This window comes from Paenibacillus psychroresistens, from assembly GCF_009728935.1.
Taxonomy (GTDB): domain Bacteria; phylum Bacillota; class Bacilli; order Paenibacillales; family NBRC-103111; genus Paenibacillus_AC; species Paenibacillus_AC psychroresistens.
This window is the reverse complement of sequence record NZ_CP034235.1, coordinates 7852658-7877861: the sequence shown is the minus strand read 5'-3', so window position 1 is coordinate 7877861 and position 25204 is coordinate 7852658. Positions and strand designations below refer to the sequence as shown.

The window sequence follows — 25204 nt, the reverse complement described above, 5'->3', positions numbered from 1 at the left end:
AGAGATGGCAAAAAAAAGAACAGCGCATATTATTTCGCATACGCATTGGGATCGCGAGTGGTATCTGCCTTATGAAAAACACCATGTTCAGCTGATTCAGCTGATGGATACGCTGCTTGATACGATGGAGCGGGATCCCGATTATCGCAGCTTCTTTCTGGATGGTCAAACGATTATATTGGAGGATTATCTTCAGGTTAGACCGGAGAAGAAAGTGCAGCTTGAAGCACTCATTCGCGCAGAGCGGATATATATTGGTCCTTGGTATATCCTTCAGGATGCCTTTTTGACCAGTAGTGAAGCCAATATACGCAATTTGCAGATCGGACATCAGGATGCTAAACGTTATGGGAAAATTGCTAAAGTTGGTTATTTTCCAGATACCTTTGGCAATATTGGGCAAGCACCCCAAATTATGCAGCAGGCTGGAATTAACAATGCTGTGTTTGGTCGCGGCGTGAAGCCAACGGGCTTTAATAATATGGTTTCCGATTCAGACTATGAATCCTCGTTCTCCGAGCTTATTTGGGAAGGACCCGACGGCTCGCGTGTGCTGGGAATTCTGTTTGCCAACTGGTATAGCAACGGCAATGAAATTCCAACGGACGAAACGGAAGCTAAGGTATACTGGGAGCGGAAATTAGCAGATGCCGAGAAATACGCTTCTACTAATCAGCTGCTGTTTATGAATGGCTGCGATCATCAGCCGATCCAGCAGGATTTGTCGGAAGCCATTAGAACAGCTGAGGGCTTATACCCGGATACAGCATTTGTGCATTCGAGCTTTGCGGATTATCTGCAAGCTGTAAACGAAACGCTGAAGCAGGATTTGTCCATGGTGAAAGGCGAGCTGCGCAGCCAGCGTACGGATGGCTGGTCCACCTTGGTAAATACAGCATCCTCACGTGTTTATTTGAAGCAGATGAACCAAGTTGGCCAAACGCTGTTAGAGAAAGTCGCGGAACCGCTAGCTTCCTTCGCTGCACTAGTGGGCAAGACCTATCCGCATCATCTATTCACATACGCATGGAAAACATTGATGCAGAATCACCCGCATGACAGCATTTGTGGCTGCAGTGTGGATGAAGTGCACCGCGAGATGATTACTCGCTTTGATAAAAGCCGCCATGTAACGGAAACGATTGTTGAGGATAGTAAGCGTGCGATTGCTGAAGCAGTCGATACATCGATTTTTGCTCAAATCGGAGAGGATGCACTTCCTTTTATTGTGTTCAATACGAGTGGATGGAAGCGGAGTGGTACTGTATCGGTGGAGCTCGATGTGGAGCGGGTTTATTTTCGCGACGGGTTTTCACTGGAGGAAATGAATCTGCGTATGAAAGGTGTATCTCTGGAGTCGAGAATACTTGTGGACACTGCCAGAAATTCACTCGCCTATAAGGTCGAGGATAAAGGGGTGCAGTTCGGCTACGATTTGCCTGATGATAAATTTCGGCAGCCCTATATGTGTCGCAAAGTGATACTGACGTTTGAAGCGGAGCAAGTACCTGCTCTTGGAATGAAAGCATATGCCTGGACTAGAGTTTCTGATGATGTGATAGATGAAGCTGATTCTAGTGGTGCTTCGTTAATTACGTCTGCTCAGAGTATGGAGAATGAGTGGATTAAGCTTGTGATCGCAGAGGATGGTTCTTTTACCCTGACAGAGAAAAAAGGCAATAGAACCTATTATGAATTAGGTGTTTATGAGGATACTGGGGATATCGGCAATGAATACATGTATAAACAGCCTAACGGAGAGCTTCCGTTCACGACAAAAGGTCTTTTAGCAGAAATTCAAATACTTGAGGATACGCCTTATCGTGCTTCTTTAGAGATCATTCACCACTGGCAAATACCAGCATCGGGTGATGAGAAATTTGAGCAAGAAAAACAAGAGCTTATCTATTTTCCAGAACGGCAAGGAAAACGAGTTAGTCAAATGATCCCGCTTGAAATCCGTACTGTAGTTCGTCTGAACCGCAACGGTAAAGGCGTAGAAATAGAATCGAGCTTTAACAACCAAGCTAAGGATCACCGCATTCGGATGCTTTTTCCAACTGATTTAGTGGCTGCAACCCACTCGGCAGATTCAATCTTTGAAGTTGTCCAAAGGGATAATCAACCAGCTGCGGAATGGGAGAATCCAAGCAATTGCCAGCATCAACAAGCGTTTGTGGATGTAAGCAGTGAGGAAGCGGGTTTAACGATCGCTAATCTTGGACTGAATGAATATGAGATTCTCCGAGATGGACGGAACACAATCGCCATTACTTTATTGCGGTCTACGGGAGAGCTTGGAGATTGGGGACTATTCCCGACACCAGAAGCGCAATGCCTCGGAGAGCATACAGCTCGCTTAGAGATCATTCCTCATAGCGGAGATGGAGTACAAACAGGTGCGTATGCGGAAGCTTACCAATACCAAATTCCATGGACGGTCTGTCAGACTGGAATACATGAAGGAAGTATTGCCCCTATTTATGCGCCTGTTGCTTGGGAGGGCGAAGCCTTAGCTTTCTCATCCATGAAAATTAATGAAGCCTCAGGTGATTTAATGCTGCGATGGTTCAACATGAACAATTCGAATTCCGAATTAGTCGTGCATCCGGATGCTTCGTATAACCAAATTTATAAAAGCAATGTATTAGAAGAACAAGAAAAAGACGTGACTGCTTATGCAGTGGGTCCCTTGTCATTACCTGTAGGTCGTTGCGAAATCCTGACTTTAGGGATAAATCGACTGGATAAGGAATAGGTAGAAGGGAGCTGCAGCTCCTTAGTAATTGAATATAGATGTTTGGACAAACGTGCCTTCTTCCTTTGGAAAGATGGTGCGTTTTTGCTTCACAGCCTAACAAGTTTAAAGTTACAATTAGACACTGGATATCAGGTAGTTTACTATAAAGGAAGGAAAGTATTAGGAGAAATAAGGAGGGCTAGGGATGCTGCAAACCGTTACGGGAAAGATTAGTGAACATGAGGCTGGCACAATGCTGGTTCATGAGCATATCCTCGTTGGTTTCGTGAAAGACGCGAAGCTGACTTCAGCAGATTACGATCGTCAGGAGGTAGTGGCGCTGACTCTACCGCTCCTAATGCAGTTAAAGGAAGCGGGCTGCTCCACGTTCGTCGATTGTGCGCCAGAGTATTTGGGGAGAGATCCCTATATCCTAAAGGAGCTTTCGGAGAAATCAGGGCTTTATTTCATAACCAATACGGGCTTTTATAAGGAGCCCTACTTGCCGTCGTTCGTCTATCAAGCCAATCATCAGGAGCTATCGGACATATGGATTAAAGAAGCACGCGATGGGATTGGCGAAAGCGGAGTATACCCAGGCTATATTAAAATCGCCTTGAACGATGGAACAGCTATCGATGAAACGCAGCAAAAGATTCTGCGGGCAGCGATTCGCACCTCGCTAGAAACAGGGCTACCAATCCAATGCCATACCATTGGCGGGGATGTTGCCCTTCATGCCAATGAAATCATGAAGCAAGCTGGCTTTGATCGGGAACGGTTCATCTGGGTGCATGCTCAGACAGGAAAGGATTTGACTGTTCACAAGCAGTTAGCCGATGAAGGCATGTGGATTTCCATCGACTCGATCCTTCCAGGTACATATGACGAACACGTCGTATTACTCAAACAGCTGCAAGCTTATAAGGTCAGTGCAGATAAAATCCTGCTCTCCCAAGATACAGGCTGGTACACGGTTGGTGAAGAAAAAGGCGGCCATATTCGACCGTATCATCACCTTTTGACGGATTTCATTCCCTATGCAATTGAAAATGGTTTGGATGCCTCGTGGCTAAAACAGTGCGTCACCCGTCACCCCTATCAAGCGATGCGTATCCGAGTTTAATCAAAAATATTGTTGCTTAGACGCTCTTCGTGAGTTTAGTCTCAGTACTGCTCATAAATGAAGAGAAGGCTTCTGAGATATCTACGTTTAGCCGTTCGGACAGGACAAGAATCCACCAGAGTGATTCAGCCAGTTTGTGCTTTAGCTCGCCGTTCACATCTCCACCGTACCCCCATGGTCCCTCTGCGGCCATGACCAGGCGGCCAACAAGGCCAACATCCGCGAAGAAACCAAGCATATCTTCTGAAACAGTCCACTCGCGACCGAGAGATTTTGTTTCCAATTGGTGGTAAAGGCTGCGCACATGCATAGCACGCTCAGTGGCTAAGGTTAAATCAATGTTCTTGTATAACCTGACTACATATTGTCAAGTTATACACGTTAAGCTGTTATATTTAAGATAATCTTAGCTGAGTACTTGGACGGGCTGTGGTGTTTTTTTACGGAAGGATACGAAATACAAGAGCCCGCTTGCGATGATAATTATGCCTAGGAATAGAATGAGATTGCTGTACATATAGGCATTTGGGTCTGAAATTAACGGATGAAGCGGGAAAGCGAAGAACTCTTGTTCAATCGATTTGGCAACCAAGGCTGTCACAATCGCCCCGGATATAGTGGAGATCATATTAAAGAATCCCATGCCTACGCCGATTTGGTGTGAAGGCAATATGTTTGTGACACTTTCGGTTAATGCCGTCTGTACGAATGAGAAGCCAATGAACATCATAATTAAGGCGGCTCCAATATACCATACCCAAAGTCCGATGGATGAAGATTGCAGCAGCAAACTGAGTGCAATTAACACTAATCCGAGATATACGACAAAATGACTCCCTCGTTTGACCGTCATAGTACCGGCAACCTTGCCGAAGACGACCGCACTGATGGCACCAGGAAACATAATCAGTCCAATGGTCTCTGTGCTCAGTCCATACATTTTACTTATCATCAACGGAATTGCGAACATTACAGATAGCACAGTGCCGTAAATGAGAAAACCGATAATAAGTGCGTTTCGGTAGATGGGATTACTAAAAAGTGCGGGATCCACAAAAGGATCCTTTACTCTGTGGATATGAGCAATAAATAGAATAAGCGCTACGAAGGTTACGAGCAGATAAATCCAATGACCTTCTGTTGTAAACAAAATCAGCATCGCCACTAGAATACACAGCAGCAATGTCCCCACTAAATCCAATTTACCTGGACCGCGTGGCTCTTTTGGCAAATATTTTTGGAAGAAGGGAATCGCTATTAGGACAGGAAGCGGCACGAGAAATAAAAAAGCCCAGTGAAACGAACCTGCGACATAGCCGCCAAGCACCGGACCGATTCCAATTGCAAAGGAAACAGTTGATGTGATGATCCCAAACATTTTTGCTCGTTCTTTTGCATTGAAGAATCGCGCTACTATGACAAAAACCAATGCCGGGATCGCAGATCCACCTGCTCCTTGAATAGCCCTTGATAAAATGACACCAGGATACCAGGACTGTAAAGCAAAGCCGAGAATAGAGCCAAAGCTGTAGAGGATAATGCCAATAATAATTAGCGTTTTAACATTATAAATATCAGATAGCTTCCCAAAGATGACAATGCCTACACCGAAGACGATAAAAAAGATCGTAACCACCCAGCTTACACCAGCAGCATCCAAATTAAACTGGTTGGCAATGCTTGGAGTGGACACGTTAAATACCGATTCATTTAATACGGCAAAAAAGAGGATGTAATAAATCCACAGCACACTTTTCTTGATGTCAGAGGAGCTTGATACAGGTTCGGTACCATTCTCCAGAGGTATCACTTTATTGCACTTCCTTCTTCTAGGTTAGTATGGAATAAGTTAAGCTGTAAATTCCTTAGTACGAATTGGGCTAGCCTCGGATAAGGCTTGGCGAATACCATCCCCATTTAATTCTTTACCATAGCTTGGGGTTCCTGGCTGTTGGCGCCAAGATTCAGCTAATCCACCAGCGTCTACTGCATCAAAGCCCAGACTCTCCACAAGCTGCAAAATAATTTCCTTTGCATGAGGGTCATCCCCTGCTACAGGTAATCCGATTCGACCTGAGGACCCTTTGGGCAAGCCTCTTTCGAGCAGATGCTTCGACCAAATTCCGTTGAATACCTTGAATACGGACTTTCCAAGCTGTTGTTCCACCCATTTGCTTTCCGGCATGCCGGCTTCAATAGGTGCAATCAGTCCATCACGCTGTTTAGGGTAATAGTTGCAGGTTTCAATAATAGCTGCGTTGCTGGCTGCCTCATTAAGAAAACCAACAGGGAGATCAGGAATATTTTTCAATGGGATGGATATAATGACGACTTCTGCTCCGCGAGCGACATCGGAAATGTCAGCTGCTTTTGCTCCAGTTTCATTGACTAAATCGATAAGTGTATGAGGTCCGCGTGAATTAGCAATGTGCACATCATGTCCCAGCTTTGTGAGAAGTCGAGTGAGATTCCCACCAATTTCTCCAGTACCAATAATTCCTATTTTCATTTAGATTCCCTCTTTCGTTTTAAGATGATTTAACTGTAACAATTGTAATTACAGATGTCAAGCAACAAAATTAGCGGAAAGCGTATAGAAATGTTCCTAACGTTCCACGGATTAGATCAGCCTTTGATTATATGTTCATTTACAAAAGTATACTAATCCACAACAAGGTAAGTACTTGCTTATCATAATTTTAAGATTAGAATATATGGATAGAGCTTTTTGAGTAATGGATGGACTAGACTTGGAGGGTGAAGCAAATGAATGTAGAAAATAACGTGAATAATTCCACTGAGGGAATCAGCTCGATTCCCATTTCGATACTTGATCTTGCCCCCGTTATAGCAGGGGGGACACCTCGAGATTCCTTCCACCGTTCTCTTGATCTGGCACAGCATGCTGAGCAATGGGGCTATCGCCGATACTGGCTCGCCGAGCATCACAATATGCCGGGTATTGCCAGCTCAGCTACTTCGTTGGTCATTGGCTATATTGCCAACGGCACCAAAACGATACGAGTTGGCTCTGGCGGGATTATGCTGCCGAACCATGCTCCGCTAGTCATTGCTGAGCAATTCGGCACATTGGAATCGATGTACCCTGGTCGAATAGACTTAGGTCTGGGACGTGCTCCAGGCTCTGACCAGCCAGCAATGAGGGCAATTCGCCGTGGTTTAGGCAGCGATGGACAGAATTTCCCTGAACAACTGAGCGAGCTGCGCAGCTACCTAGACCCATCGTTGGGAGCAGGCATGCCAGGCGTTAGAGCTGTTCCAGGCGAGGGATTGGATATTCCGATCTGGCTGCTTGGATCGAGTGGTTTTAGTGCACAGCTGGCAGGTGAGCTGGGGCTGCCCTTTGCTTTTGCGAGCCATTTTGCCCCGGATTATTTGCTGGCGGCTTTAGAGCTGTATCGCAGTTATTTCAAGCCTTCTCAGGCATTGAATAAGCCGCATGCCATGGTGGGAATAAACATCATTGCCGCTGATACAGATGAAGAAGCACAACGATTGGCGACTTCACAGCAGCAGCAATTTCTTAATATTGTACGTGGAATTCCAGGGATGTTAAGCCCAGCGGTTGACCCATCTGATATCCTCTGGAGCGAGCCGGAAAAAGCTTACGTACAGAAAAGCTTAAGCTTTTCCATAGTGGGGAGCAGAGATACAGTTCGGAAGAGACTATCCCATCTTCAGGAACAAACGCAGGCCGATGAATGGATCATCTCGGCTCAAATTTATGATCATGAAGCTCGATTGAAATCCTATCAGATCGTCTCTGAGATCATGAAAGAATAATATTAGTTGCGAAAGGTTGGCAAGAAAACATCATGAATTCAACACATGCTTTACAAGGTGGGGCTGCTGTTAAAGAGCGGTTCCCGATTTCTCTTTTCTCCTTAACCTTGGGTGCCTTTGCTATCGGAATGACGGAATTTGTTATTATGGGGATTCTACCTAATGTCGCGGATGATCTGCATGTCAGTATTCCACAAGCAGGCCAGCTAATTACCAGCTATGCGTTAGGTGTAGCCATCGGCGGGCCTATCCTTGCTCTTGCCACGCATAAGCTGCCCCAAAAATTGCTGCTTTGCCTGCTCATGCTGCTGTTTATTCTAGGAAACGGGATTGCAATAATTGCGCCTAATTATTCTATTGTTATGGTAGCTCGGCTCATTACCGCTTTAGCTCACGGCACCTTTTTAGGAGTTGGTTCTGTTATTGCTGCCAATCTTGTAAGAGTAGATAAACGTGCTGCGGCTATTTCCGTAATGATGGCTGGATTGACCATTTCCAATATTATTGGCGTACCTTTGGGCACTTTCATTGGGCAGCATTTAGGCTGGAGGGCATCGTTCGGCGCAATTGCTATTATGGGTATTATTTCGTTAATTGGCATACTTATCTTCATTCCACGAATTAAGCAGAAAACCAACACCAGCTTGCTTCAACAAGTTCGCTCGCTTGCTCAGCCTAAATTGTTGCTTGTCTTACTAATTGGGGCTTTAGGTTGCGGCAGCTTATTCATGGTATTTACCTACATTGCACCGATACTCTTAGAAATTACCGGGTTTTCCGAGCATGTCGTAACTTGGATCTTAGTGCTGTTTGGTTTTGGCGTCACCCTAGGTAATATAGTAGGAGGCAAGCTAGCAGACTGGAAGCTAATGCCCTACTTGCTGGGCAATTTTGCTGTATTGGCGCTGATTCTAGCTGTCTTCTCGTTTACGGATAAAATACCTGTAGCTGCTATTGTTACTATTTTCATCTGGGGTGTTGCAGCATTTGGTATCCTGCCGGGTCTGCAAATCCGTATCATGAATCTAGCCAAAGACGCACCAGAGCTTGCAGCCACTTCAACACATTCCGCTTTGAATGTAGGTAATGCAGGAGGGGCCTTTCTTGGTGGCTGGGCTATTACTCATGTGGGTCTTTCCTCGTTGCCATGGATAGCTTCGCTCCTTGCTGCGCTTGGATTCCTGCTATTGCTGGCAGGTCATTTATATGATCGAAGGAAAGAGGCAGTTAAACATGCTTAGTTACAAAAACACAACGACAGAAGTTGCGATAAGCTCACTGTAGATAGATGCTGGGGGAAATTTGAAGAAGGAAGCTTATCTGCTGATGAATTGCGAGAAAAGGGCAAGCTGTTCTGGGAAACATTCATTAAAAAACGGACAGAAGGTTTAAAACAAATCCTCGAGGAAGCATATCGCAGAAAGATGGCAGGTTAGTAGGGATCCATTCGTGTTAACTATTATTAATTGATAATAGGTACCGCTCCCATGGATTTGCCTTTAATGAGAGTAACATAAATATGTTCAGGCTCAACCTCAATACCGGCAATTAACTTAAGCAGCTGTTCGGAGGCAAGTACTCCCCATTTTCGCTTAGAGTAATCAATCGTTGCTAATCGCGGCTGAGTGTACTGGGCTACCTCGATATTATCAAACCCTATTAGGTGAATATCCACACCAATTCGTATATTCGTTGTTAGTAAATATTCATAGATTCCAATTGCCATTTCGTCATTTAAACAGAAGACGGCAGCAGGACCTGAATATTCTTGAGTGATCTGTTTGCCGGCAAGCACCCCAGCTGATTTGGTGAAATCACCTGCGATTTCGATATATTGCATGTCTGGATTCCGACCAACCGTTTGTTTAACGGCTTGGATTCGCTGTCGAGAGTCGAATGAGCCGATGGTTCCGGTGACCACGTAGAGCTTGCGATGTCCTAGCTCGATCAAATGCTCCATCGCCAGAGTGGCACCAGCTTTATTGTCGAGATGGACTTGATTAATATTCTTATGGTCCAGGTCACGGTCCATGACGACTACTTTATGGCCTTGATTGGCGTACTCCAACAGCTCCTCACTAGAGAACGTCTCATCGAGGATGATGGCCCCGTCGATCATTCGCTGTGGAAGCAGACGATGGGATTGTTTGCTGCTGCAAACTATAAGATCGTAACCGCTCTGATTTAGCCCCTCTTTTATGCCTTGTAGGAGATCCCCGTAGAATGATCCACTGAAATTGGTTAAAAACACCCCAATAATTTTTGTTTCCTGCCTCTTCAAGTTACGTGCAGCCGCGTTTGGAACGTAGTGCAGCTCTTTGGCAATCGCTTTTATTCTTGCGGCGGTTACTGCTGTTACCTTCGAACTTCCGTTGAGCGCATAAGAGACAGTCGATATTGAAACACCTGCTAGCTTAGCAATATCCTTGATGTTAGCCACGAAACACGCTCCTTCCCATTTCTTTCTACCATTTTATCATACATAGAGAGCATTTAAATGTTAATTCATAGAAACGTTTCGATTATATTTCTCAAATTGTAATATACGCAAAAAATAGTGTCGAACGATGTTTATCTATCTTATTAAGCCTTTTTAGAGTGTTTCAAACAAATATTCTTTGGGTATTACTAACTAGTTGAATGCGGTTTCACTTTTTTTTATGCGTTATAGAAACGTTTCGAAAATATTGTTTTTATTAAAAATTATTTGAGGAGGAAATTTATATGTTATTCAAGAAAAAAATGTTGAGTGTTGTATTGGCAGGTTCTGTTTTACTAGTAGGCGCACTTGCAGGCTGCTCGTCATCATCCAGTGATGGTGGTAAAGTAACCCTTAATGTTTGGGGGATGGGCGACGAAGCTAAGTCATTGCCAGCGATGGTGGAAAGCTTCAAAAAGCTGAACCCGGATATTGATGTTAAGATTCAAGCTATTCCATGGGCTTCCGCTCATGATAAAATGCTGACGGCTGTCGCATCTAAGAAGGGACCTGATGTTGTTCAAATGGGGACTACCTGGATTCCGGAATTCGGAGCAGCTGGAGCTTTAATGGATTTAACACCTTATTTGGACCAATATCCGGAGCTGAAGGCAGATAATTTCTTCGAAGGGTCTTTGGAAACAGCTAAATTCGACAATAAAATAGTAGGCGTTCCTTGGTACATTGATACTCGTGTCCTCTATTACCGTACCGACCTTCTCGCTGCAGTTGGCTTTAAAGAAGCACCCAAAACCTGGGAAGAGCTAAGTGATGCAGCACAGAAGCTAGCCAAACGCGGCGAGGGGAAATACGGGATTAGTATTGATGCTAAAGAACAAACGCTATCTTTTATGTTTGCCCGCCAGAATGGGTCCAAATTGCTTGATGACAAGAACAAGCCGTTGTTTAATCAACCGGAATTTGTCGATGCCGTTAAATATTTAAATTCTTTCTATGAAAATGGTTCTTCTCCAAAAGAAGATTTAGGTCTAGATGCTGTACAAGCTTTTAAAGGCGATGCAATTATTCCGATGTTCATCTCGGGTCCTTGGATGGTTAAACAGATAAACGACCAGGCTCCTGAATTGAAGGATAAATGGGCAACGGCTGTACTGCCGAAAAAGCTGAATAATCAATCCAATCTAGGAGGCGCCAACTGGTCCGTCTTTCAATATACCAAACAAAAAGAGGCTTCATTAAAGTTTATCGCTTATATGAGCAAAGCAGAAACTCAAGTCGAATGGATGAAGCTCGCCAATGCCATGCCGGCTGCAAAAGTAGCATGGGATGATGCTTTTCTGAAGGAAAACAAGAACCTAAATGTTTTTGGCGAGCAAATGAAGAACGCTCAATCAATGCCGCTACTTAAGCCTTGGGAAGAGCTTTCCCAAAAATATCTAACTACCTTCGAGAAAATTTACCGCGGTGGCGATGATGTGCAGAAGTCCTTGGATGACTTTAATAAAAACGCAGAAGAAATTCTTAGTAAATAGGGTGAACGGAAGGAAGTGACGTTACCATGAAAGGGATTGCCAAGAGTAAGGCCCCCTATTTCTTTATTGCACCGACGCTTATATTGCTTGTCTTATTTTCCTTAATTCCGATTGCAATTGCATTGGTTATTAGTTTTACGAATATGGATTTGACCGGTCTGGGGAATTACTCGGCAGTCAAATTCATCGGCATACAGAACTATTTGGACGTTATCACAGATCCCACATTTATTAAAGCTATTACTAACACCTTATTCTATGTGGTGATTGGTGTCCCGCTTGTCATAATCTGCTCGTTAATAATTGCGTTGCTTATCAATTCTGGTAAGTCGCGTGTGTTCAAAGTTTTTCGAGTCGTTTATTATATGCCTTCTATAACTAATGTTGTGGCAGTTGCTGTAGTTTGGGGCTACCTTTACAATCCCTCGATTGGTTTGCTGAACTTCCTGCTCAGTAAGCTCCACCTTGGTGCAGTTCCATGGCTGACAGATCCCGTCATGGCCAAAATATCGTTGATTGTGTTAGCTCTCTGGCGGGGGATTGGTCTTAACATGATTATTTTTATCGCAGCTATTCAAGGGATTCCAAAGACTTATTATGAAGCAGCTCAGCTCGACGGTGCAAATCGTTGGCAGCAGCTTACGAACATTACATTGCCTATGCTGCGTTACGCGATCTTTTTCGTTTCGATTACAACGATGATTGGTTGGCTGCAATTTTTCGAGGAACCGTTCATTATGACTAACGGCGGCCCATTGGATAGTACAACCTCGGTTTCGTTGTTCATCTATCGCAATGGCTTTCAGCTAAGTAATTTTGGTTATGCAGCAGCAGGCTCCTTCGTCTTGTTTGCAGTGATCATAGCGATTACACTGCTCCAATTCCGAATGCAGAATAAAGAAACGGATTATTGACCCTGACATGACTGGAGGTGAGCCTGATGAGTTCGAATACCATACTCAAAAAACATACTAAGCGGAGTTCAACTGGAGCAACGTTTACTTGGATCGTTGGTATTATTCTATTAGTTGGAGGAATTCTCGTTATGCTGCCGTTTGTGTGGATGATTTTCTCCGCATTTAAAACGGAAAGCGAGGTCATGCAGATTCCCCCGACTTTGTTTCCCAAAACCTTTACATTCGGCAACTTTAGCAATCTGTTTGAGAATATGAATTTTGCCGTTTATTTGCGCAATACAATGACTGTCGTGTTGTTCTCATTTCTCGGATTGTTCTTGAATGCAATGGCCGGATTTGGTTTCGCCAAATATAAGTTTAAAGCTAAAGATAAGCTATTTTACCTTGTGCTCGCCACAATGATGATTCCGGGTCAAGTGACGATGATTCCTGTTTATCTGCTCTTAAACTACATGCATTTAACGAATACGATGATCGGGATTGTGTTGCCTGGCTTGGTTGGCGCGTTTGGTATTTTTCTATTCCGCCAGTTTATGTCCACCATACCAGATGAACTTTTAGAGGCGACTAGGCTGGACGGTGCCAGCGAGTGGAGAACGTTTCTGCAAATTGTTATACCGATTTCCAAACCGATTCTTGCGGTTCAAGCGATCTTAACCTTTATTGCCGGCTGGAATAGCTTTCTTTGGCCGCTTATTATTGCTAATGATGAAAAGCTGTATACGTTGTCTGTTGGTTTATCTCTGCTCAAAGGACAATATGCAGGCAACTATGCTCTGCAAATGGCAGGCTCCGCGTTTATGGTTGTTCCTATCATTATTATATTTGTATTCTTCCAGAAGCATATTATCGAAAACTATTCTATTTCTGGCATGAAGTAAGGCAGCTCTTAAGCAGATTCAAAACCTAGCAATCGGGTTAAGAGGAAGGATAGATTCAACGAGGAGATGTTCATTTTGAAAAGAAACACTGGAAAGAATGCATTTGTATGGGTAATTACTTTATGTTTAATTTTTTCGACAGTTGGTACAGCTACAGCTGCAGCCAGTGTCAGCGATATTAAAGATCATTGGGCAGAAAGCGCCATTTCTAGCTGGGTGAATCAGAGCTTGGTCGTTGGTTATGAAGACGGCACATTTAGACCAGAGGTTAAGGTGAATCGTCAGGAATTTGCGGCATTGGTCAACCGATCATTTGTCTTTACAGAAGCAGGAACGATTGAATTTACGGATGTTGCACAGACTGACTGGGCGTATTCCGATATTGCTAAAGCCAAACAAGCTGGATACGTAACCGGCTATCCAGATGGCACTTTCAAGCCTAAGCAAGAAATGAGCCGCCAAGAGGTAGCTGTAACTATTGCCAAGCTGTTGGCGTTGAAACCGTCGACTTCGGCAGATTTAATTAAAGATCTCAGCAGTATTCCCGCGTGGAGCAAAGGAGATATCGGTGCAGTCATGGATCAAGCGATTATGACAGGCTATCCAGATGGCACATTCCATCCTCTACAGGCTACTTCCCGTGCTGAAGTGATTATCATTCTGGATAAAGCGTTAAAGGTTAAAGCAGGACAAGGTACCGTAGTCCCTACACCATCTACTCTTCCAGTAACTACACCTGTACCTGTAACACCTGTTGCAACACCGGTAGTACCTGGATCGACACCAATTCCAGGGGCAACGGTGATCCCAGTAGTATCACCACTTCCAGGAACTATCTCCCAGCCAATTTTGAACACAGCAACGGTGGCGCCTGGAACGAATGTAACGATTAGTGCTCCTGCAGCAGGGGACACAGCCTGGTTAGCGCCAACAGGCACAACTATTTTTGCAGCTGGAGCTAACATGACAAGTTTAACAGGGAATGGAACATCAACCACTGTTACGGCACCATTAACGGCAGGTGATTATCATTTGTTCTTGGTTAACGCAGCAGGTATGTCCGCAGCATCAGCTGGAATATTGACAGTTAGTTCTGTTGCCGTTGGACCTTCTCCAGTAAATCTAGGTACGGCAGGCAATTTTGCAATCCTGGCCAAAACAGGCATCTCTTCCGTTCCCAATTCTGCTGTAACGGGAAACATTGGAGTTAGTCCAATCGATGCGACAGCTATCACTGGGTTATCTCTGACCATGGATGCTACCAATGAATTTGCCATTTCCAGTCAAATTACGGGTAAGGTATATGCATCAGACTATACTTCTCCGACTTCAGTTAATCTAACAACAGCAATAAGCAACGTGGAGACCGCATATACAGACGCAGCTGGAAGAGCGGTTAATTATACGGAGTTATACAGTGGAGACCTTAGTGGGCAAACCCTAACAGCAGGTGTTTATAAATGGGGAACCGCGGTTTTAATTAATTCGAATGTCACTCTTCATGGTGGGCCAAACGATGTTTGGATTTTCCAAATAGGCAGAGGCATTACTCAAGCCAGCGGCACGAATATTATTCTCACAGGTGGAGCCCAAGCGAAGAACATCTTCTGGCAGACAGCGGAAACGGTTTCGATTGGAACAGATGCACATTTTGAGGGAAATATTCTGAGTATGACTAATATTACTATGGGAACTAACGCTTCGGTAAATGGTCGATTGCTAGCTCAAACGGCAGTCACCTTGGACAAAAGCACGGTTGTAGCTCCCTAAATTTTCCGAAAGATACTATTTATGAATAAAATAATTACCCTATCGCACTATGATAGGCGCACAGACGTATTTAACGGGAAAAAAACCTGTTTGATACGTCTGTTTTTTACTGATTATCTCCTTTTTTCATGCGTTTCTGCTAGAATAGAAATGGCAGATATTAAGGTACCATATGCCACGGAGGTCAATAATCAATGAACTATAATGTATATTTGTCTGTATTGTTAATTGCCTCTACCTGCTGTACTTTGGTCATGTCCTATCTCTCTTGGAAAAGAAGAGAGTTTCCAATAGCTATTACCTATGGATTGGGGATGGTAGCGGGGGCATTCTATACGTTTGGTTACGCTTTTGAAATTGTCAGCACCAATCTGGAAGAAATTCGTTTCTGGCTAAGAATTGAATATATTGGAGTTCCTTCTGGTACTTTTCTTTGGATTATCATGGTGCTGCAGTATACAGGACACCAATCGGTATTGCGCAAACGGAATATTGCCTTACTGCTGATTGTTCCCGTTACTACATTTGTAGCTCATTATACAAACGAATGGCATCATTTGTTTTACACTAACATGACGATTAATAACTCCGCTGGATTCCCGTTGGTTTCATTGGTTAAAGGGCCATTGTACTTACTTCATGTTACGTACGCCTATACCACTTTTATCGTTGGTATGGGTTTAATGTTCCAAATGTACCGAAAAGCAACACCGCGGATGAAGAAACAAATAGCCCTGATGATGATTGGTTCTTGTGGTCCTTATGGGTTTACCGTCGTATATTTAAGCAATGTGCTTCACATGCCAATTGACCTGTCTCCTTTTGGATTTGTTTTCTCAGGCGTTTTCTATATGTGGGGGATTTATCAATTTAATATGCTCCGTCTGGCTCCGCTTGCTTTGGAGAAGGTATTTGAATCTATGCAGGATGCGGTTGTTGTATTCGATCTGGATAATGCTATAACTAGCTTTAATCAGTCTGCCGTTCGTGTTATAGATGGTTTAAATAACATTAGTGCGGTTGGGCAGCCTGCTGCGCACGTTCTAGCTCTATATCCAAAGCTAATTAGTAAGATCCAGAGTGAACCATCAACAGAAAACAAAGCCCAGCTTCAAAGTCAGAATGACGATAAATTCTATAATATAAGCATGACGTTTATCAGTAACAGCAGCCAGAAAATTGTGGGTAAGATGCTTTTATTAAGCGATGTTACGGAAACGGTGCTCAATGAAGAGCGACTGCTAGATAATGCTAGACAATTGAGTGAATTAAATACGTTCAAGGATAAAATGTTTAATGTAGTTGCCCATGATATACGTGACCCCTTAGCGGTTTTGGTCAATTTAATGGAATTAATGGAAGAGGAAATTCAATCCAGCAACGAAAACCATGATGAAATCATGCATGAGATGAGTCAACAAATTCACAATACGTTTACGCTGGTCGAAAGCTTGTTGGATTGGTTTCGGAACCAAAGGGGAGGCATGGTGTTTAATCCGCTTGTCTTGGATTTGTCCCAAGCTGTTCAGAGCAATGTTCGTTTCTTAAAGGTTCGCAGTGAGGGGAAACAAATTCAAATTAAATCGGACATACCGAATAGCTTGTTTGTTTATGCAGATAAAGAAATGCTCGATTTAATTATCCGCAATCTGCTCTCCAATGCGATTAAATTCACAGATTTCGGAGGAAGGATTCAATTAAAGGCAGAGCGTGTTGAGGGGAAAATGGTTGTATCTGTTAGCGATACTGGAGAAGGGATTACCTCGGATCATGCCAATACTTTGTTAAAGGAAGAATACCCGGTCTCATCCACAGGAACAGCTGGAGAACGAGGCGTGGGGTTAGGCCTTACCTTATGCAGAGAGTTTGTTCGCTTAAATGGGGGAGAGATTTGGTTTGACAGCACTCCATCGCAAGGCAGCACCTTTTATTTCTCCATTCCCACTCCCCCTAAGGGTTCCTCTTATTCTATCGAGCAGCTTGAAAGGAAGGGAAATCCGTGAAAGTCGTTATAATTGACGATGAAAAAGCGATGCATTTGATTATGAGGCGCATGCTGGCCAAGGTTGTAGATATTGATATTGTGGGTTTTTTTCAGGAAACGGCAAGCGCCTTTTCATATTTGGAAAACCATGAGACTGATCTGGTATTTGTAGATATTAGTATGCCGCGAGAGAATGGTTTAGAGTTTGCGAGACGGTTAAGAGCAACCGGCAGGCAGACAAGGCTAATATTCGTTACCTCTCACAAGGAGCATGCACTATCTGCGTTTGATGTCTATGCATTCGATTACATCTTAAAGCCGGTTGAGAAGGCTAGGCTTCAACAAACGCTCCAAAGGGCGCTTGCTGAAAAGAAACTGGAGCAAATGCAAACGGAGCTTGAGCCCGCTTCAAATGGTGTGACGTATATTTGCCTAGGTGGAATTGATATTCTTACCGCAGAAGGTATCAGTATTAAATGGAAGTCTACTAAAAGTGCTGAGCTCTTTGGATATCTGCTAATGAATAAAGGCAGACGTGTATCGCGAGCTAGGTTAATAGAGGACATTTTCGGAGATTTACCGCAAAAGAATGCTGAAAGCTATTTAAATACAACCGTTTATCAGCTGCGTAAGCTACTGGAAGCATTTGGCCTCAGAGGGAATCTTTATTCGGACACCAGCCATTATGTGCTCGATTTTCACAATGTGCGAGTTGATTTTTACGAGTTTGAAGAGGGCTGCAAACGGATGGCTGTCATAGACGAGACAAATATTAAACAAGCTATTGAGCTAGAGCAGATTTATGGGGGAGATTTATTCGGAGATCGAGCATTTCACTGGGCAAGGAGCGAGGTTGAACGATTATCGCTGATATACACTGCTTTTGCTCAACAATTATGCAGCACTTTATTAAGTAGAGGGGAAACGCATGCTTCAATACGACTTTTAAAAAAACTCATTACTCAAAACGAGCTGGATGAAGAAACTATTATGTCACTTATGAAGGCGTTAGCTAAGCTGAAGAATAAAGAAGCTGTCATTCAGCAATACATACAATTTACAGAGACGCTGCATAATGAAATTGGTATTGGACCATCTATTGGAGTCACAGATCTTTACCAAGAGCTGTTATCAGAACTGGATTAATCCTAGGTAACTATTAATTCTAGCTAGTTTGTCATTTTGCCGTCATTGCAGTGAGTTATACTTATCCTTCAGCTCAAAAAGAAGCTTAGCTTAGGAGCTTAGAAGGAGAGGCGCTGGCATGAAGGTCATTATTATTGACGATGAAAAAGCGATGCATCTAATTATGAAGCGAATGCTTTCCAAAATGGTTGAGGTCGAAATTGTGGGAAGCTTTCAAGAAACGGCAGCTGCCTTTTCTTATTTAATAACTCATGAAGTCGATTTAATATTCGTTGATATCAGTATGCCAAGGGAGAATGGCTTTGAGTTTGCCACACGCGTAAGAGAGAGCGGTAGAGAGCTGAAGCTTGTATTCGTTACTTCCCATAAAGAATATGCGCTGTCTGCATTTGAAGTTTATGCCTATGACTACATAGTGAAGCCTGTTGAGTCAGAAAGACTTCAGCAAACTGTACAAAGGGCAATTTCGGATAAATTTGCAGCAATTAAGATTAAGAAGTCTGAGGCAGTCTCCTTTGCAGTGGCGTTCAACTGTTTAGGCGGGATTGATATTCGAAGCGAGCAGGGTGTGATGCTCAAGTGGGAATCCAGTAAAAGCATGGAGCTATTCTGCTATCTGCTTATGTATAAAGGCAGACGTGTCTCTAGAGAGAAGCTGCTTGAAGATATTTTCCACGGAGCGCCACCAAAGAGTGCAGAGATTTACTTGAATACGACTGTTTACAAGCTGCGAAAGGTATTGAACCTATTTGGAATTAAGGAGAATTTACATTCAGATAGCAAGCATTATGCGCTTAATTTAACGCAAGTCATAGTGGATTTTTTGTATTTTGAAGAGGGGTGTAAACGGCTGGCTATTATCAATGAGACCAATATGCAGCAGGCAATAGAGCTGGAGCAGCTTTATGCAGGTGCTTTATTCGGCGATTTTGCATTCCCATGGGCTAAGAGCGAGATTGAAAGAATATCGCTTATGTACACAAACTTGGTCCAACGATTGTGCGATGCCCAGATAAATGGGGAACATGTAAGCTCTGATTTTCAAGCAGTGAAGAATCTGCAATTTAACCATAGATATATGCTGCCATGACAGCATAAATGAGTATTGTGTCATAGTTTGTCATTTTCCCGTCATTGAGATGGTTTATACTTGCTCTATTGCATGATGCGGAGGGGTTTATAATGATATTAAAAACTAAATTACATATTCCACATATACGTTCCTCATTAGTATCTCGTCCGAAGCTCATGAACAAGCTTAATCATGGAATGGAAGCCAAGCTAACGCTGGTTTCCGCGCAAGCTGGTTACGGGAAAACAACCGCGTTAAGTGAGTGGGTCAAACAATGTAAGGCGATTGTAGCATGGGTATCCGTAGATGAGCATGATAATGATTGGGTTCAGTTCTGGAGTTATGTGACAGCTTCCATTGAGGAGAGGATTCATGGATTTGGAGAATCCGTATGGCCGCAGCTTGCGAAGGGGGCTTCGGTGTCTTTGGAGCCTGCGGTTGCAGCATTGCTGAATGAACTTAATGGTCTCGATGGTGCTCTGGTTATCGTGCTCGATGATTATCATGTGATTGAGCTGCCAACTATCCATCATTCAATGGCTTATTTACTGGAGCACTTGCCTGCCCATATTCATCTCTATATCGCGAGTAGAACGGAATTAGCAATACCTACGGCTCGACTTCTTGCCAAGGGAGAATTGCAACGAATCATTATGCAGGACCTGCGTTTTCAGTTGGATGACGGGCTTATTTTTTTTAGAGATTTGACCGGGCTTTTGCTGACCAAACAACAAGTGACACAGCTGGTAAATCAGACAGAAGGCTGGGTCAGTGGACTGCAGCTAGCAGCCATCTCTTTGGAGCGGAGTGATAACATTGCGGAGTCGATTCACCAGTTTACAGGACACCAGCTGAATATATCCAATTATTTGTTAGAAGAGGTTTTTAATCATCTTTCACATCAAATGAGGAATTTTTTATTAGAAACATCGATTTTAAGTAGAATGAACCACTCCTTGTGTAAGGCTGTGACAGGCCAGAAGAACTCACAAGAACTATTAGAACGGCTTGAGCAAATGAACTTATTTATTACCCCATTGGATGATCAACGAAATTGGTATCAGTATCATCCGCTGCTTTCTGATTTTCTAAAACAAATTTTGATCAGATCTGATCTACAAAAATGGATACAAGCTCATATTAATGCGGCGTTATGGTCAGAGAGCAATGGGTTTGAAGAAGAAGCCGTGAATCATTATATCGAGGGAAAACAGGATGCGGATGCCGTGCGGCTGATCGAGAAGAATCTTCAGCCTTTAATGCAGTCCAAAAGTATTATTCTGAATAAATGGTTATCGGTACTGCCCGAACAATCATTTGCCGAGAAGCCGATAATTGAAATGTTCTATACAGCTGTATTGCTTGGAATTGGGAAATGGGATTTAGCCTTCACACGAGTAGAGCAAGCCAAAATCCGCTTTCAAGCGATGCAAGGCAAGCTGCCTGATGCAGAATGGAAGCAAGTCATGGGTATTATTTACTTTTTTTGTGCTGTAAAGTCTTATCTACATAAAGATTTAGATGAAATGTCCCAATACTTCGAGCTGGTTGAGCGAAACATGCCGGAAGGCAGCTTTTTTCAAACGATGGGTCGTAATAGGTATCAAGGCTATGATGCGTTTGATGACCACTTATCTTATATCAACGATCTTCATGCGGCTGAGGGATTCCTTTTAAAATGGATTCAGACATGGGAAAACAAAAAGAATTATCCGTTTAGCGGCTTTTTGTACGCCTCTTATAGTCAATTGCTCTATGAGAGGAATCGTCTAGATGAGGCAGAGGTTTATGCTGATCATGCGCTTGGACGGAAGGATATTCAACCATTTGCACGCGTTTTAATTCTTGTGGCTAGAAGCGCTTCGCGAATTCAACAAGCCAAAGGAAACTCACAGCGTGCAATGGAGCTGCTGGAGCAGCTTAAGCTGCAGATCGATTCACCTGACTATGCCCTGTTTATGACGAGAGTCGAAGCGCAGATAGCCTGTTTATCGCTGCAGCAAGGATCAACACTCTATGCGTTAGAGTGGCTGCAAAGGTGCGGTATGTCCTATCTGGATGAGGTAACTTTAAGTAATGTGACCGAGCATTTAGCATTGGCTAGAGTGCTATCTGAGTGTGGGCAAATGGCAGAAGCGCTAATCTTGTTAGAGCGTTTGTACAGCTTATTAAGTAAGGAAAATCGGTTACGAGATCGAGTTAAGGTATTGATTTTACAAAGTGTAACGTTTCGGCGATTGGGGCAAACAGATGCTGCATTAATTCCATTGGAGCGAGCACTGCAATTAGGAGAACCAGAGGGGTACATCCGCAGCTTTGTTGATGAGGGTATGATGATGGCGGAGATGTTAACTGAATATATGGAGGATCAACAAAACAAACTAGTAGGTGCTACATCCATTGTTTCATTAACTTACTTAAAGGAGCTTCTTCAAGCTCTGAACGTCATTTCCAAAGAAGATTTTCTGCTGAAGGCAATACTGACTGAGCAAGAAATGAAAGTTCTCCAATTGATCAGCAACGGAATGGCGACTAAAGAAATAGCGGAGCAGCTAATCGTCACTGGTGAAACGGTTAAGTCGCATATTAAAAATTTGTACCGAAAATTAAGGGTCAATAATCGCATTCAAGCCCTGCAGCGTGCCAAAGAACTAGGGATAATAATAGAGTAGAATCCGAAATATCTTACTAAAAAGCAAAAGAAAAAATACTAGCTGCAACCTTTTTATAACCAAGCCCGTTTAAGGATATGAAAAGCACAAAACAAAAACTCAACGAGGTGAAGGCTATGAAAACGAAATTTAAAATGATCACACTTACGGCAGTTACAGCTCTTACATTATCATTTGGAGCTCAAAGCTTTGCAGCTAGCCAACCCTTCTCAGATTTAAACAATGTAACAGCTAAGGATAAAATTATTTCCTTGCAGGAACAAGGTTTGGTTCATGGTATTACTAATGACTTGTTTGCCCCGAATGTTACTATCACAGCAGCACAAGGTGTTCAACTAATTGTTAATGCGCTTGATCTAAATTTGGATCTTGTCCGTTTTCTTAAAGAGCCGAAAGCAACCGATTATTTCAAGAATGCAAATGACAAAGCTTGGTATGCGAATGCTTTAATTACAGCTTCAGTTAATGGACTTGTGTTGCCAGCAGATCTAGATCCAAACAAGAAATGGACTCGTGAAGAATTCACTCACCAGCTTATTAGCACCATCGAATCGCACAGCAATCTTCCAATGATTAAGCTGGTTCCTGTTGAAATTGCAGATAATGCTGATCTTACCGTTGACTACGACGGATCGATCCAACGCGCGCTTGCTTATAATGTTGTCGAGCTAGATGACAAAGGGAACTTCCATCCAAAAGCAGAAATTTCCCGTGCTGAAGCGGCTGTACAGATCTTTAATGCAATTGAGTATATCAAGGCACACCCTGGTCCAACAGTAAGTCCAGAGCCAGCAGCACCAAGTGGCAAGAGAGTACCAGGCAGTACAGATCCAATCATTCCAGGAACCAAATAAATATCTTACTTAATAGATAATTAGTTGAGTTGCGGATACACAATTTTATAGGCGAACGCTTCCCGGGATTAACCGCGAAGCGTTCGCCTATTTTTTTGCCGTAATGCTATTGTAATCTTAACGAACGATACTAACGATGCGGTTGCGTCCTTCATTTTTAGCTTGGTATAAGGCCTTGTCTACAGATTCAAACAATTCGTTTAAATAGGTTTTTGGCGTTTCTAAATTCTCCATTTCAAAAGATTCAATCGATACGATTCCCATACTGATTGTAATGGATAAAGAATGGGCTACATTTTCAGCCATTATTTTGTTTTTTTCAACAGCAGATTTGACTCGTTCAGCCAAGAAGCTTGCTTGCAGCGGAGTCGTATGCGGTAAGTAAATCATAAACTCTTCTCCGCCATAACGGGCTAGAATGTCCGTTCTCCGCAAGGTCTCTTTAATCGCATCTACCGTGCTGCATATGACTTCATCGCCAACCAAATGTCCGTAATTGTCATTAACTAATTTAAAAAAATCTATATCCAATAGAAAGATCGCAAAAGGGATTTGGTACCTTATATTCATCATCACTTCATGCTCTAGCTGCTGCGTTAGGTAATGCCGATTATAACAACCCGTCATGCTGTCGGTTAACGCCATTTGTTCGAGTTTCTGGTTCGTCTGGAAAAGCTCCTCTTGGATCAAAATTAACGATTGATTGCGTTCTTGCAGGATTTCATTCTGAAGTTTTGTTTCATCAATGAGGCGGCGAAGCTCGCTTATATTCTGAATAGTAACAATGCGTCCAACTCGGGTGCCGCTAACCATGATGGGTGCTGCTTGTATAATGACATGACGTCTTTCATTAGTTGTGTAAACCAATTCGATTTCTGCTTTCTTCCCAGGATGATTTCGGTAGGTATCTAGGAATGAATCGGTATTACTAACAATTTCTACATGAGGCAAATAAGCCTCAATTTCAAAATGGTCACCTATTTGTAAGCTGATATGGGGAAGCAGCGACTGATTAATCTCAACAACCGTTTCATCCTCATTAAGGACCAGAATCCCTAGTGCCAAAGTATCAATAATATCTTGATGAGCGATGGTGACAATATCAAATACTTTATCACGATGAATGGCAATGACAAAGAAAACAGCAGATATCAAAATGCCTAGTGAGGTTAATCCAGGAATGATGGGCAGATATTGGGCCAAGATCACATTGAGTATTATGTCCAGTATTATGAATATAAACAACACTAAAATACCTTGTAGCACATGTTTAATTTGGTTTTTGATCCGAAGTGATTTGGTTGATTTTACTGTGCGAAACATAATATAAAGGGATGCGATAATGTAGCTAATCAAGATAATAAAGTTAATCCAGAAAAGGATACCATAGGATCGCTCGTAGTAACCCCCATTCACTGGAAGGACGAACAAACCGTTTGGATTGAATATTGCACCTAATGGAAGTAATAGGGCTGGACTGAAAAGCAATAAAGCTATCTTTCGGCGGAGAAATGAAGAATGCCCGATTAAAAAAATCGTGAAAACAAGCCATCCAGCAGATATTAAAGCCGTATCAACAAAAGCAAGCTTAACGTAAAATAATTGAAACTGAGGCTTATCTGTTGTTTGAATAGCAAACTGGCAAAAAGGCCACACCATCATCGAAAAATGAAAGATTAGATAGATTTTATGTAGGTTGGTAATAGTAACAGAAGCCATTATGTATACAAATAAAGCAAACAAAAGAAAGAACAACAGTAAATCAAACCATACTAAAAGGCCCATTGCTTTACACCTTCTTCATTGTTAGTGGTCCTTTTATACGGTTAACGGGCATAATTGTTACCCATTAACCACCTAAATATAATATTGTGAAAGCTATTGGTTCGCAGCTATTATCATAGTTACGTTTAGTTTTCGGGCTTCGTTAAATCATTTATAATAATGTTCCCATCTAGCAAATTAGAACTATATTAAGTATAACGTCTTTACGCAGTCTGTCTATATAAAATGCTGAAAAATAGCGATTATTATAGGTTCAATGAATTTATCCTTTTCTCCAATCAAAACGATGAAAATCCAATCGTTGTTATATAGTATCGTTTGTAAGAGAATTAACCCGAATATCAAGGTATATGAGGTTGCAGATCAGGTGGGTATTCAGACCTCAGCCTATTTTACCTATCTGTTTAAAAAAATGGTTGGCAGCACGCCTCAGAAGTATCGCGACTATCATTACTCGAAGGATGCATAGAATATCAAGCCC

The 25204-nt window shown here is 42.8% G+C and carries 19 protein-coding genes; 14 read left to right on the top strand and 5 right to left on the bottom strand.

Translation table 11 applies throughout. The features are described 5' to 3' along the window. Positions 1 to 4 precede the first annotated feature (4 nt). On the top strand, positions 5 to 2758 hold the full coding sequence (locus tag EHS13_RS35310; RefSeq protein WP_155704914.1) for an alpha-mannosidase: 2754 nt from the start codon (positions 5 to 7) through the stop codon (positions 2756 to 2758). 187 nt (positions 2759 to 2945) lie between these two features. Continuing rightward, entirely contained in the window at positions 2946 to 3866 is a 921-nt protein-coding gene (locus tag EHS13_RS35305; protein ID WP_155704912.1) for a phosphotriesterase family protein, read from the top strand. Positions 3867 to 3882: 16 nt separating this feature from the next. On the opposite strand, the gene EHS13_RS35300 is transcribed toward EHS13_RS35305, so the two are convergent. The 3 genes from EHS13_RS35300 to EHS13_RS35290 all read right to left on the bottom strand — a co-directional run bounded on the left by EHS13_RS35300 (position 3883) and on the right by EHS13_RS35290 (position 6375). Then, a complete protein-coding gene (locus EHS13_RS35300) occupies positions 3883 to 4149 on the bottom strand; it encodes a nucleoside triphosphate pyrophosphohydrolase family protein (RefSeq protein WP_227013714.1) in 267 nt (88 codons plus the stop codon). Positions 4150 to 4272: 123 nt separating this feature from the next. Further along, positions 4273 to 5676, bottom strand: coding sequence for an MFS transporter (locus EHS13_RS35295; protein WP_155704908.1), 1404 nt, complete (start codon positions 5674 to 5676; stop codon positions 4273 to 4275). A gap of 39 nt (positions 5677 to 5715) precedes the next feature. Beyond that, entirely contained in the window at positions 5716 to 6375 is a 660-nt protein-coding gene (locus tag EHS13_RS35290) for an NADPH-dependent F420 reductase (RefSeq protein WP_155704905.1), read from the bottom strand. A gap of 257 nt (positions 6376 to 6632) precedes the next feature. On the opposite strand from EHS13_RS35290, the gene EHS13_RS35285 reads away from it, so the two are divergent. Together EHS13_RS35285 and EHS13_RS35280 are read left to right on the top strand one after the other, a co-directional pair. Further along, positions 6633 to 7670, top strand: coding sequence for an LLM class flavin-dependent oxidoreductase (locus EHS13_RS35285; protein WP_155704903.1), 1038 nt, complete (start codon positions 6633 to 6635; stop codon positions 7668 to 7670). A gap of 32 nt (positions 7671 to 7702) precedes the next feature. Then, positions 7703 to 8911 carry an MFS transporter gene (locus tag EHS13_RS35280; RefSeq protein ID WP_155704901.1) on the top strand — a complete coding sequence of 403 codons (1209 nt, stop codon included), beginning with the start codon at positions 7703 to 7705 and terminating at the stop codon, positions 8909 to 8911. A 221-nt stretch (positions 8912 to 9132) separates the two neighbouring features. On the opposite strand, the gene EHS13_RS35275 is transcribed toward EHS13_RS35280, so the two are convergent. Then, positions 9133 to 10110 (bottom strand): LacI family DNA-binding transcriptional regulator, encoded by a 978-nt coding sequence (locus tag EHS13_RS35275; protein WP_155704899.1) that lies wholly within the window; start codon positions 10108 to 10110, stop codon positions 9133 to 9135. A gap of 284 nt (positions 10111 to 10394) precedes the next feature. On the opposite strand from EHS13_RS35275, the gene EHS13_RS35270 reads away from it, so the two are divergent. The 9 genes from EHS13_RS35270 (at position 10395) to EHS13_RS35230 (ending at position 22938) form a co-directional block, all read left to right on the top strand. Then, entirely contained in the window at positions 10395 to 11642 is a 1248-nt protein-coding gene (locus EHS13_RS35270) for a sugar ABC transporter substrate-binding protein (RefSeq protein ID WP_155704897.1), read from the top strand. Positions 11643 to 11668: 26 nt separating this feature from the next. Continuing rightward, positions 11669 to 12556 (top strand): carbohydrate ABC transporter permease, encoded by an 888-nt coding sequence (locus tag EHS13_RS35265; RefSeq protein ID WP_155704894.1) that lies wholly within the window; start codon positions 11669 to 11671, stop codon positions 12554 to 12556. A 26-nt stretch (positions 12557 to 12582) separates the two neighbouring features. After that, positions 12583 to 13440 carry a carbohydrate ABC transporter permease gene (locus EHS13_RS35260; protein ID WP_155704892.1) on the top strand — a complete coding sequence of 286 codons (858 nt, stop codon included), beginning with the start codon at positions 12583 to 12585 and terminating at the stop codon, positions 13438 to 13440. A gap of 75 nt (positions 13441 to 13515) precedes the next feature. After that, a complete protein-coding gene (locus EHS13_RS35255) occupies positions 13516 to 15210 on the top strand; it encodes an ice-binding family protein (RefSeq protein ID WP_162463410.1) in 1695 nt (564 codons plus the stop codon). Between the two features lie 194 nt (positions 15211 to 15404). Beyond that, a complete protein-coding gene (locus tag EHS13_RS35250) occupies positions 15405 to 17213 on the top strand; it encodes a sensor histidine kinase (RefSeq protein WP_155704888.1) in 1809 nt (602 codons plus the stop codon). Next, positions 17210 to 18340, top strand: a complete 1131-nt coding sequence (locus EHS13_RS35245) for a response regulator (RefSeq protein WP_155704886.1) — start codon at positions 17210 to 17212, stop codon at positions 18338 to 18340. The genes EHS13_RS35250 and EHS13_RS35245 overlap by 4 nt, the downstream gene beginning before the upstream one ends. A 118-nt stretch (positions 18341 to 18458) precedes the next feature. Beyond that, entirely contained in the window at positions 18459 to 19430 is a 972-nt protein-coding gene (locus EHS13_RS35240; RefSeq protein ID WP_155704885.1) for a response regulator, read from the top strand. 92 nt (positions 19431 to 19522) lie between these two features. After that, a complete protein-coding gene (locus tag EHS13_RS35235; protein ID WP_155704884.1) occupies positions 19523 to 22084 on the top strand; it encodes a winged helix-turn-helix domain-containing protein in 2562 nt (853 codons plus the stop codon). A gap of 116 nt (positions 22085 to 22200) precedes the next feature. Continuing rightward, positions 22201 to 22938: an S-layer homology domain-containing protein gene (locus EHS13_RS35230; protein WP_155704883.1), complete on the top strand. Its 738-nt coding sequence runs from the start codon at positions 22201 to 22203 to the stop codon at positions 22936 to 22938. A gap of 117 nt (positions 22939 to 23055) precedes the next feature. Here EHS13_RS35230 and EHS13_RS35225 read toward each other — a convergent pair whose 3' ends face one another. Beyond that, positions 23056 to 24723: a histidine kinase N-terminal 7TM domain-containing diguanylate cyclase gene (locus EHS13_RS35225; RefSeq protein WP_155704882.1), complete on the bottom strand. Its 1668-nt coding sequence runs from the start codon at positions 24721 to 24723 to the stop codon at positions 23056 to 23058. 286 nt (positions 24724 to 25009) lie between these two features. Here EHS13_RS35225 and EHS13_RS35220 point away from each other — a divergent pair, with 286 nt between their 5' ends. After that, the gene (locus EHS13_RS35220) at positions 25010 to 25192 is read left to right on the top strand and encodes a helix-turn-helix transcriptional regulator (protein ID WP_227013712.1); all 183 of its coding nucleotides are present in this window, start codon (positions 25010 to 25012) and stop codon (positions 25190 to 25192) included. Positions 25193 to 25204: the final 12 nt, after the last annotated feature.